Source organism: Lentilactobacillus dabitei (genome assembly GCF_019061365.1).
Taxonomy (GTDB): Bacteria; Bacillota; Bacilli; order Lactobacillales; family Lactobacillaceae; genus Lentilactobacillus; species Lentilactobacillus dabitei.
Map to the genome: position 1 here is coordinate 8759 of NZ_JAHPPD010000056.1, position 10579 is coordinate 19337.

The window sequence follows — 10579 nt, forward strand, 5'->3', positions numbered from 1 at the left end:
ACGCTTTGCTCCGCTCACTTATTTTTTAGGAGGTAATTTCATGACCGAACAATATGATTTTCCAAAGACCCGGGCACAGTTAAACCAATTGGTTGCCGACATTAGCCAACTAATGACCAATGTCCAGCAAACTCACTGGTACATGCGTGGGGAGAACTTCTTCAGACTACATCCCTTGATGGATGATTATTCTGACCAGTTGGCTGATCAATTGGACAATGTTGCTGAGCGGTTGATTGCAATCAATGGCTCACCGTACTCAACCACTCATGAATTTATCGAGAATACAGGGTTGCCAGACGAAAAAGTCACCTGGGATCAATTAACAATGCGTGATTTCATGCAGCGGCTGTCGGACCAGTTCAAATACCTGCGTGATCAATATCAAAAGGGAATCGAAGTAACGGATGAAGAAAAAGACTTCCCAACCCAGGATATGCTAAACGGGTTTAAGGAAGCAGTCGATAAAAACATCTGGATGATTAATGCTTATCTGGGAAAAGGTCCATATGACGAATAACCCAATTTAAGGACTAGCGACCACAAAGATGTTCAAGTTCAATCATAAATGGCTGGTGCAATTATTGTTCCAGCTATTTGTTTTGGATTAAACTAATCATAGCAACTAATTAAGGAGGATTTTCAAATGACAGGAACAGTAAAAATCGGCAGCAGTCAGGTCACCAGTACCCCACTTGGACTTGGCACCAATAAAGTCGGCGGCCACAACTTATTTGACGGTCTAAAGGATGAAGATGGGGCTGCCGTTGTCAAAGCCGCTTTAGACGATGGCATTGGCTTATTGGATACCGCCTACATGTACGGCTTGGGTCGCTCCGAGGAAATCATTGGCAATGTCATTCAAGATTATGACCGATCTCAATTTGTCATTGCATCAAAGGCTGCTCAAGACCCCAATAATCATTTACAGCCAAACAACGATCCCAAATTTTTAAAGCAATCAGTCGATGATGCTTTAAAACGCTTAAAGACCGACTACATCGATATTTTCTATATCCATTTTCCCGACACGACCACCCCAAAGGCCGAAGCAGTTAACGCCTTGGTTGAAGAAAAGAAGGCTGGCAAGATCAAAGCCATCGGGGTTTCGAATTTTTCGCTTGACCAAATAAAGGAAGCCAATGAAGACGATCAAGTCGATGTCGTCGAAGACAATTACAGCCTGGTTCACCGAAATGCCGAAAGAAACCTGTTTCCTTATTTAAAGGAACACGACATCTCATTTGTCCCTTATTTACCGCTTGCAATGGGATTGTTGACGGGAAAATATACACGAAATGATCAAAATGAATTTAACCAGTTCACCCCTGATCAGTACACATCAATCATGGACGCTTTAGACACCGTCAAGGAAATTGCTGGCAAGCACAACGCAACGGTTGCTCAAATTATTTTAGCTTGGTACATCACCGATCCCGATATTAGTGTTGTTATCCCAGGAGCTCGGGTTGCCGATCAAGTTCACAGTAATGCCAAAGCACTGGGGATCGAATTATCTGGTTACGAATTTGATCAGATCAATCATTTATTTGACCAGTTTTAAACTGCATCATTATGCAGACTGGGAATAGGCGTTTTGATCCCAGAATTTAACGAGAAAAACCAGTTGTTCCTGATGTTGGAATAACTGGTTTTTTTGTTAAATTCTGGGATCAGCCGTTTGTCGCAGCTTTTATCTGAGTATCGGTGATGATCCAAATGATGGTTACTGATTGGGAATCAACATATGCCCCAGCCTCTTAGCCTATTTAATATATTTTGCCGCTTGCCGACCCGCTTGTAGCCCAAATACCACGGTTTCAGCAATTGAATTACCGCCAATTCGATTATTACCATGGAGCCCGCCAACCACTTCACCGGCTGCAAATAATCCCCCGATGATATTGCCGTCACTGTTCACAACTTGAGTTTGCGGGGTGGCTTTAACCCCACCCATGGTGTAATGAACTGCCGGCGCAATGTGAATTGAAAAATAGGGTCCGTGATCAATTTCCCGATTCATCCCAGTTGTCCGGCCAAACTTGGAATCCTGCTTGCTGATGACGGCTTTATTCCAATCCGAAACTGTTTTTTTCAGATTATCTGGCTGCAGACCAGTCGTGGCTGCAAGCTCAGCCAGCGTTTCGCCCGACTTTACCAATCCCACGTGGTCATAAAAATCAATTGCCTTTACCCGATCACGAATCCCCTGATCAAAAATGAGGTAGGCCCCGCCCTCGTCAAGTTGATTGATGGCCGCGGTCACTCTATCACGAGTCGTCAGCTCATCTACGAACCTTTGGCCGGCATGATTGACCAGAATCGCCCCTTCACCCCGAACAGTTTCACCGATCAAATAAACGTGATCCGTGTCCTGCTGAACTGTGGGGTGCACCTGGACTTGATCCATATCCACCAATTTGGCGCCAACCTGTTCAGCCAAATAGATCCCATCACCAGTATTGCCGGGTTGATTGGTTGTCTTATACTTCACCAAATCAGGCCGATACTTCTTAAGCAATTTGGGACTCGCTCCATAACCACCGGTAGCGAGAATAACCGCGGGAGCATTAATGGTAGCCTCACCATTTTCAGTCGTAATCGTCACGCCACTGATTCGGCCATCAGCCTCATTCAATTTCGTTACGGTCACACCGGTAAAGACTGGAATCTGCTCGTCCGCAATCCGTTTCAATAGGCCACTTACCAAAAAAGCCCCAACTGGCGCGGTGGAACTTGGCCGATGTGCCCGGGGAACACTCATCCCACCGGTTGTCGTTAAGTCATCAAGCTTGATGCCTTCATCAGCCAGCCACTTAATGGCATCAGCGCCATTTGCCGTAAAGTATTTGAGCAGATCCTGGTCATTGGTTTTGCCACCGCCGACAAACGTTTCATCATAAAAGTTCTGAATACTGTCCTTGATGCCATGTTCTTTTTGAACGAAGGTTTCAGCCGCGTTCATTCCTGAGGAAGCACGTTTAGTATCGCCACCCAGCGTTGGCATCTTTTCTAAAACGACAGGATTTTTGCCCAATTTGTGAGCTTCAAAAGCAGCGGTCAATCCGGCGCTTCCGGACCCGATGATGATGATATCGTATGCTGATTTTAATTGATTAATATTGGTTGGTTCAAAGACGAATTTGGTGGCCATATGAGTTCTCCAATCTAAGTTATTAAGCGTATTTCGAAAGTGGTTACATAATCATATTATTCTAAAGTGCTACCAATTGGAAGATGTATAATCAATGTATTAGAAATTAATGAGGTGACGACATGATACTTGAACGCAATAATTTTCCAAATGTCAGACAAATTACCAGAGAATTGAATCGATCTGGATTAAAGGATCAAATTGGCGACTTCAAAGGCCTAATCACCATCTACCAGCTTCGCCATGCTGGTGCAAATGAAATTGGCACCAAGCTTGAGAATCTAGATGATGAGTATTCAGTGAATTACGACCACAATCCAATTCACCACATGGAAGAACGAATGAAAAGTATTAACAGTATGCTGCGAAAAGTTCAGAAGAAGGGCTATCCGCTAACGATTGAAAGCATCGACAAAAACATCCACGACATTGCTGGGATCCGGGTGGTCACCAACTACATCGAGGATATTTATAAGGTTGAAGATGCGCTTGTCCGGCAATCAGACGTTACGTTGCTCAAACGTAAAGACTACATCCAAGATCCCAAGCCAAGTGGTTATCGAAGTTTGCACATTGTGGTTTCCGTTCCCGTTTTCCAGTCCAATGGTGTTTTTGATGTACCGGTGGAAGTCCAAATTCGCACAATTGGTATGGATATGTGGGCAAGTCTGGAACACAAACTGCGTTATAAAACTAATGTCCCAGCCGATAAAGTCGCCAAGCACACCACTAGTCTGCAGAAATATGCCGGTGAACTTTACGATATTGAAAGTCGGATGCAGAAAATTTTCAGAGATTTAAAATGATGATCATCGAAAGAGGACAGGACATATATTCATTTTCAATCGATGATCATTCACTCAGATGACCGTAACAGCTTGGATAAAAGCTGCGACAAATGGCTGATCCCAGTCTATACTATTTTTTAATCGCCCCAGCCACCAAAAAACTAATATCAAGTGGTGACACGTCATTAGTTAAGTTTCCAATCGAAATATAATCAGCGCCACAGCCCTTAAAATGGCTAATGGTTTCTTCAGTTATGCCACCAGAGGCTTCGATCTTGATTGAATCAGGAACCAGCTGCCGCCATTCTTTAATGGTTTCCGGTGATTGGTTGTCAAACATAATCACATCGGCACCGGCTTCAATCGCAGTAATTAGTTCTGCTTTGGTTTCCACTTCAATTTCAATTGGGGTTAGCGGTCCAACGTTCTTATGAGCAATGGTCAAAGCTTCTTTCACCCCGCCAGCCAAAGCAATATGATTATCTTTTAGCATAACCGCACCCGTTAAATCAAACCTATGATTGAAGCCACCACCGGTCGAAACAGCGTACTTGTCAAACAGTCGCAAACCAGGGGCCGTTTTGCGGGTATCAGTTACTTTGATTGTCGCGTCATCTAAGCGTTTAACGACATCAGCAGTTTTGGTGGCAATCCCACTCATTCGCTGCATCAAATTTAAAATCACCCGTTCCCCGGTTAAAAGGGTTGCTGCTTGACCTTCAACTTTACCGATTACCATTCCCTTAGTTACCGAATCACCATCTTTAACCAGCGGGGTGTAGCTTGCTTTGCCAAGCAAGTCATAGGTGCGTTGAGGAATCATTTGACCGCAAACAATCCCAGCTTGTTTGGCGATAAAAGAACCGTTGATGACCTTTGAACCATCAAAGTATTCAAGACTTAGATCACCAAAAGTAATATCTTCTTTGAGAAATTCCGCAATCTTCTCTTTCAGCAGAATGTTATTCATCGCTGATCGCCTTCTTTAGCTGCGGAAACTGGTAGGCTTAACACCGCAATTGCCCCAATCACCAGTGAAACCATAAAAATCAGGAAAACAATATTGACACCAATTTGGTGATCCATCAAAATGCCAACGAGTAATGGTCCGATAATTGCCCCAATTCGACCAATTCCTTGAGCAATTCCGGTCATGGTTCCCCGGATTGTACTTTCATAAAGATCCGGCGTCAGTGCAATAATGGCACCATATGCGCCAAGGTTAAAGAATGACAAAATACAACCGGCAATCACAATCATTACCGCGGTGGTCGACTGACCAAACATAATTGCCCCGACAGCAGTTCCCAGCATGTAAATCGAAAAGACATACTTCACTTTCATTCGTTTAGCCAGCCAAGAAGCGCAGAAGTAACCCGGCAATTGCGCCACAACAATGATTGTTGCATATCCAAAGCTGTTAACGATCCCGTATCCCTTGTCCACTAAAATACTCGGCAGCCACATAAACATCCCGTAGTAACTAAACATCACCATAAACCAAGCCAGCCACAATGTGAGCGTCCAAGGCTTAAACTCCGCTTTAACAGTCGCTCGCCATTCATGCGACTGCTTAGGGTACTACGTGAGTTTCGTGAATATGCCGTCTGAGCACCAGTGCAAATAATCCGGCTAAGGCAGTTAGGACCAAGATCCCGCGCCACCCCAATACCGGTGCAAACAGCAACGACAAAAACGAAGCCACTAACCAGCCAACTGCCCAAAAACTGTCGGCTAAAATCAGCATCTGGGAGCGCTTAGTCCCCCGATAAATATCCGCAATATAAGTGGCGGCAACTGGTAATTCACCACCAAGGCCCATCCCAACAACAAATCGAATAGCTAAAAATAGATAAAATCCGGGTGCAGCCGCAAGCACTAAATTCCCAATCGAAAAAGTCAACAGCGTGATGATCAATGTATTCTTCCGGCCAATTCGATCTGCCAGGCTACCGAAATAGAAGCCACCGCAAATCATTCCCACCGTACTAATTGAACTAATTAGGCCAGTTTGAGAATTAGTCAACAGCCATTCTTTATGAACGATTGACATAATAAACGACAGCAAACCAACGTCCATGGCATCAAACATCCAAGCCGTTCCAATAATCAGGAAGGTAAAGGATGTTGATCTTTGATTCACATGATCCATAATGGTAAACTCCTTTCTTGCTTAAAAGTAAATTCCACTTTTATTTAAGCGAAATTAAAGTACAATTTACTTTAAAAAGAGAATACCCCTTTCAGTTAAAAAGTTCAAGAAGATATGCCAATCTCCTTACACCGGTCGTCTTGGAATTAGCCCTTTCTTCCCGTGCATTCTGACGCAAGCAACAATTGTCCGCCACCCATTAGTGTAAAGCTGAACTGGCTTGCCGGATGCGATTCTTCTAGCTTGCTGCTCACAATAACTGGTAATCATGAGCGACTTATACTTGGCATCCAGCCGCTTATTGCCAGTGGTAAACCCAACCGTAACTGGTTGATAACGGTCATGGAGAATCCGGTTGGGCAGATCAGTAGCAACCACTGTCGCCGTGCAAATGCCAATCATATCAGTATCTTTGCGCCCCAAAGCTTCTTCCATCGTTGAAATATTCTTAAAGCCACCACTAATGACGATTGGCACATCGACCAGTTGATGGATCATATGGGCATACCCGGAAAAACCCAGTTCAGAATTTTCGTAGTTATCACCGACAATTTCAATTAGGTCAATTCCAAGATCGCTCATTTTCTGAATAACAGCTGTCATCTCATCTTCGGTGAACCCATTTAGGCTAAGATCGGTTAGACTCAATTTAAGACTAATCGGAAAGCGCACACCGCAACTCTCACGGATCCCTTGGTAAATCTCGATTAAAAAGCGCATTCGGTTTGCGAGGGTCCCGCCATATTCGTCGGTCCGCTGGTTTGTGTTTTTAGAGAGAAACTGGGTAATTAAATAACCAAACGCCCCGTGGAGCTGAACACCGGTGAAGCCCGCTAACTGAGCAATTTCCGCCGCATGGATATATTGAGCGATGATTTTGCGAACTTCAGCGGTACGCAATTCTCGTGGCTCATAGAAATACGGTCGGTTGGGTCCAGTCACCCGAATCGGGCTAGGGGAAACGGGTTGTTCTGAGAAAATCCGGGGTGATTGGCGCCCGGGATGGTTAAGCTGGAGCCATAACTGGGTGCCGTTCGCCCTTCCTGCCTCAGCCCAACGACTTAGGGCTGTCCGATCGGTTTGGTCATCGACAACCACATTTCCAGGTTCAGCCATTGCTTTGCGATCAACCATGACATTTCCGGTCACAACAATCCCAGCCCCACCGAGCGCCCACTGATGGTATAAACTGGCAATCGCTTTGGTAGGCTGACCACCTTCGCCAGCCATTGTTTCACTCATCGCCGACTTAAAAAATCGATTCTTAACGTTGATTCCACTTGGCAGCCGCAGTGGCTTCGCAATTTGTAGGTAACTCATTGGGAACTCCTTTCTATTCAGTGCTTGATTAGTTGAATCAATCTTACCCCGAAAAAATAGTGGATTCAATCCAATTTACCAGCTACCCATTTACGAAACTCGGATCAATCAACTACAATGTAGCCAGAGGTGATGAATGAATGGATAAACAATGGTTATCACAATTACCGATTTCAAATATTACGAAACTGGTTCGAGTTGGCGGCGGTGACGTTAACAATGCGTACCGGCTTGAAGCAGGCGATGAAACTTACTTCTTGTTAACCCAACCACACCAACCGGCAACTTTTTACGCTGGCGAAATTGCCGGCTTAAAAGACTTCGAAAAAAATGACATTTTAGCCCCAAGAGTATTAGTCAATGGTCAAATTGATGGCGATGCCTACCTGCTCCTCAACTACTTGGAACAAGGTCAGGGCAGTCAGACAGACTTGGGCGAGCTAGTCGCAAAACTCCATCATGTTCACAGCAAGAATGGCCAGTTTGGTTACGATCTTGGCTACGTCAGCAATGATGAGAGCTTCGATAACAGCTGGACAGATTCCTGGAGCGACCTGTTTGTCAATCGCCGTCTCGACAAATTACGCCAAATGGTCCTCGATAAGCATCTATGGACCCAGCGTGACGACGATAAATATCAACAAGTGCGTCAAGTCATTTTGGCTGCTCTAGCTGAGCACCAAAGTGAACCTTCGCTGCTACACGGTGACCTTTGGGGCGGCAACTACATGTTCCTCGCAGATGGTCAGCCCGCTCTGATCGATCCAGCCGCATTTTACGGCGATCGCGAATTCGATTTGGGAATCACCACGGTCTTTGGTGGTTTTGATGCCGACTTTTACGCCGCTTATAACGCCGCCTACCCACTAGATCCCGGGGCTAATCAGCGCCTTAATTTTTACCGGCTCTATTATCTGATGGTTCATACTAATAAATTTGGATCAATGTACAAAAGTGGTGCTGATGCGGCGATGAACCAAATTTTGGAAAATGCAAGGGTTTAATAATGGCTCACCCCTCCCAAACGCAGGTGAACAATCCAAAAAAGCTTTTCTACTTATTGAAACTATTCGTCTACACAGGCAACATTCGTACTTTCAGTTTTGAAAATAAATTGTTAGAAACAAGAAAATCTAAGTCCACAAATTATAAGCCGGTCATTTAAACATTCTAATTTTGAATGTTTAGATGACCGGCTTATATATTTGAAACAGCATTGAGAATCAACCAGATATCAGGTTTATCGATACGTTTCCACACAATAGCCGTGATACCCACAATGAGTACAGGTCAATTTGCGCGTTTTGGCCGTATGTTTTGCAAAAAAGAAGTCCAGGCGACTAGGTTGGAATGTCTCGTGACAATTTGGACAGATATAGCGGGCACTCTGATAATAAAGACGAACCAGCCAGCTTGCGATGATGATAATCACTGGCAGCCCAATAAGTGCTGGTAGCCAGTTCCCCGCAAATAGTCCGATTCCAATCGCCCCAATTTCAATGACGTCTATTATGAGGCCCCAAAATAACAAGGTCTTATGAAGTCGTTTCAGTTTAGGTTGACTTGCCATCATATTTTCGATGCCGGCCAAATCTTGTTGAGAGATCAGTGCCAAGTCGGAGAGACTATCTTGAACCTGCTTAATTGTTTTCAGTTGGTCAGCAACGACAGTTTGGTCATGTTTGAGCTGTTGTTCTTGTTGCGCTAACAGCAGTGAGAGCACCTGGTTGGTATTTTCCTCTGACAAGACCCCTTTAATTGTCGCTAACTGCAAGCCCATCGACTTGAGCAGTAAGATTAATCGTAGCGTTTTGAGTTCCTTATCAGTATACAATCGGCGGCCACCATCAGAAATCGTGGTCGGATTTAAAATCCCTTTTTGATCATAATACTGAATCGTCCGAACTGAGACGCCACCTAACTTTGCAAATTCTCCCGTTGTGTATGTCGACATCGTTTTCACCTCCTGATTCTTTTATACGTCATCACGCGACGTCATGAGCAACCCCAAAATCAAATTTTTTAATTTCGAAAACTAATCGCAAACCAAAGGCAAACCAATCGGAAACTTGGCTGGTATAATTCTCAATTGCAATGATCGATTGCTATGAATCACCAAATATTTATATTACGATAATAGTTGATCATTAGCCAAGCGTGACATTCATCCAGCTCTTGAAATTTGACTATTCGATTATTGACATCCAAAAATTAAGTAAGCGAGGCGATCTATAATGGTCCCAACATTTGATCTATGGTACATGGCATTTGCATTAATTTTATTGATTATCTTACCAATCGTAATCTTTTTATACTGCCGGAAGCGCTGGCAGTTTAAAGCCTTGCCGATGTGGATTGGTGTCTTAGTCTTCATTATTTTCAGCCAAATTTTTGAAAAGACGCTCAACCTGGCTGTCCTTCATCCCAACCCCAACGGCACAATGACGTTGGCCAGCGCTCATCCCTGGCTTTTCGTTATTTACGGGATTTTGGCTGCCGGGATATTCGAGGAAACTGGGCGGCTGGTTGGCTTCTTATATCTGAAGAAAAAGGTTACCGGGTTGCAAACAGCCATTTCATACGGAATTGGTCACGGCGGCATTGAAATGATCCTCGTTGGGGCGATGAGTATGGTTAACTACCTGATCATCAGTACTGGTATCAATGCCCACAACCCAAAGATTTTAGCGGCAATTCCCAACTGTTTGGTTCACTCACTGACTTCCAATACCAGCTGGTTAATTTCTGCAGCGATCATTGAGCGGCTGTTCGCGTTGTGGATTCACTTATCATTATCAGTCTTAGTTTGGATTGCGGTCAACCACGCCGCTAAGTTTTGGCTCTATCCTTTAGCGATCTGTCTTCATGCTGCTGTTGATATCCCAGCTGCAATGCACCAAACAAATTTAATTTCCAGTACGTCAGTAACCCTCATCCTAACCATTATTTTGACTATTTTGCTTGGTTGGTTTGTCTATTGGTACGCTCATAGGATGGGACTTCATTTCACCGCCCAAAAGGCATAAAATCAGCGGATTATGGTTTAAATATTAATAAAGAAAGGCACCCATTCCAAGAAAACTCAAGTGAAGTGCAACAGAAAAGTTAGACAAGTTTAGATATTGATTTAAGCTACCATGGCTTGATTCCTGTATTCTACAGGGG

At 44.2% G+C, this 10579-nt stretch carries 9 protein-coding genes and 1 pseudogene; 5 read left to right on the top strand and 5 right to left on the bottom strand.

What is annotated here, in order from left to right:
- Positions 1-40: 40 nt before the first annotated feature.
- The gene (locus tag KTE19_RS09205; protein ID WP_217164825.1) at positions 41-520 is read left to right on the top strand and encodes a Dps family protein; all 480 of its coding nucleotides are present in this window, start codon (positions 41-43) and stop codon (positions 518-520) included.
- Positions 521-646: 126 nt separating this feature from the next.
- Positions 647-1564: an aldo/keto reductase gene (locus KTE19_RS09210; protein ID WP_217342127.1), complete on the top strand. Its 918-nt coding sequence runs from the start codon at positions 647-649 to the stop codon at positions 1562-1564.
- A 201-nt stretch (positions 1565-1765) separates the two neighbouring features.
- Here the strand turns inward: KTE19_RS09210 and KTE19_RS09215 are convergent, their stop codons facing one another.
- On the bottom strand, positions 1766-3154 hold the full coding sequence (locus tag KTE19_RS09215; RefSeq protein WP_217342128.1) for a flavocytochrome c: 1389 nt from the start codon (positions 3152-3154) through the stop codon (positions 1766-1768).
- Positions 3155-3276: 122 nt separating this feature from the next.
- On the opposite strand from KTE19_RS09215, the gene KTE19_RS09220 reads away from it, so the two are divergent.
- A complete protein-coding gene (locus KTE19_RS09220; protein ID WP_217342129.1) occupies positions 3277-3960 on the top strand; it encodes a GTP pyrophosphokinase in 684 nt (227 codons plus the stop codon).
- Positions 3961-4072: 112 nt separating this feature from the next.
- Here KTE19_RS09220 and nadC read toward each other — a convergent pair whose 3' ends face one another.
- The 3 genes and pseudogenes from nadC to KTE19_RS09235 form a co-directional block, all read right to left on the bottom strand.
- Positions 4073-4912, bottom strand: a complete 840-nt coding sequence (gene nadC / locus KTE19_RS09225; RefSeq protein WP_217342130.1) for a carboxylating nicotinate-nucleotide diphosphorylase — start codon at positions 4910-4912, stop codon at positions 4073-4075.
- Positions 4909-6094: pseudogene (locus KTE19_RS09230) on the bottom strand (MFS transporter). Before KTE19_RS09230 ends, nadC begins: the two are co-directional and overlap by 4 nt.
- Before the next feature lie 126 nt (positions 6095-6220).
- Positions 6221-7414, bottom strand: a complete 1194-nt coding sequence (locus tag KTE19_RS09235) for an oxidoreductase (RefSeq protein WP_217342131.1) — start codon at positions 7412-7414, stop codon at positions 6221-6223.
- Positions 7415-7554: 140 nt separating this feature from the next.
- Between KTE19_RS09235 and KTE19_RS09240 the strand changes: the two genes are divergently transcribed.
- Positions 7555-8418, top strand: coding sequence for a fructosamine kinase family protein (locus tag KTE19_RS09240; RefSeq protein WP_217342132.1), 864 nt, complete (start codon positions 7555-7557; stop codon positions 8416-8418).
- 236 nt (positions 8419-8654) lie between these two features.
- Here the strand turns inward: KTE19_RS09240 and KTE19_RS09245 are convergent, their stop codons facing one another.
- The gene (locus KTE19_RS09245; RefSeq protein ID WP_217342133.1) at positions 8655-9368 is read right to left on the bottom strand and encodes a MerR family transcriptional regulator; all 714 of its coding nucleotides are present in this window, start codon (positions 9366-9368) and stop codon (positions 8655-8657) included.
- A gap of 280 nt (positions 9369-9648) precedes the next feature.
- On the opposite strand from KTE19_RS09245, the gene KTE19_RS09250 reads away from it, so the two are divergent.
- Entirely contained in the window at positions 9649-10440 is a 792-nt protein-coding gene (locus KTE19_RS09250) for a YhfC family intramembrane metalloprotease (RefSeq protein WP_217342134.1), read from the top strand.
- The last annotated feature ends 139 nt before the right edge of the window (positions 10441-10579 follow it).

Coding starts and splice junctions, on each gene's coding strand:
- KTE19_RS09245 (WP_217342133.1), bottom strand. CDS start 9,368: ATGTCGACATACACAACGGGAGAATTTGCAAAGTTAGGTGGCGTCTCA.
- KTE19_RS09205 (WP_217164825.1), top strand. CDS start 41: ATGACCGAACAATATGATTTTCCAAAGACCCGGGCACAGTTAAACCAA.
- KTE19_RS09215 (WP_217342128.1), bottom strand. CDS start 3,154: ATGGCCACCAAATTCGTCTTTGAACCAACCAATATTAATCAATTAAAA.
- KTE19_RS09220 (WP_217342129.1), top strand. CDS start 3,277: ATGATACTTGAACGCAATAATTTTCCAAATGTCAGACAAATTACCAGA.
- KTE19_RS09240 (WP_217342132.1), top strand. CDS start 7,555: ATGGATAAACAATGGTTATCACAATTACCGATTTCAAATATTACGAAA.
- KTE19_RS09235 (WP_217342131.1), bottom strand. CDS start 7,414: ATGAGTTACCTACAAATTGCGAAGCCACTGCGGCTGCCAAGTGGAATC.
- KTE19_RS09250 (WP_217342134.1), top strand. CDS start 9,649: ATGGTCCCAACATTTGATCTATGGTACATGGCATTTGCATTAATTTTA.
- KTE19_RS09210 (WP_217342127.1), top strand. CDS start 647: ATGACAGGAACAGTAAAAATCGGCAGCAGTCAGGTCACCAGTACCCCA.
- nadC (WP_217342130.1), bottom strand. CDS start 4,912: ATGAATAACATTCTGCTGAAAGAGAAGATTGCGGAATTTCTCAAAGAA.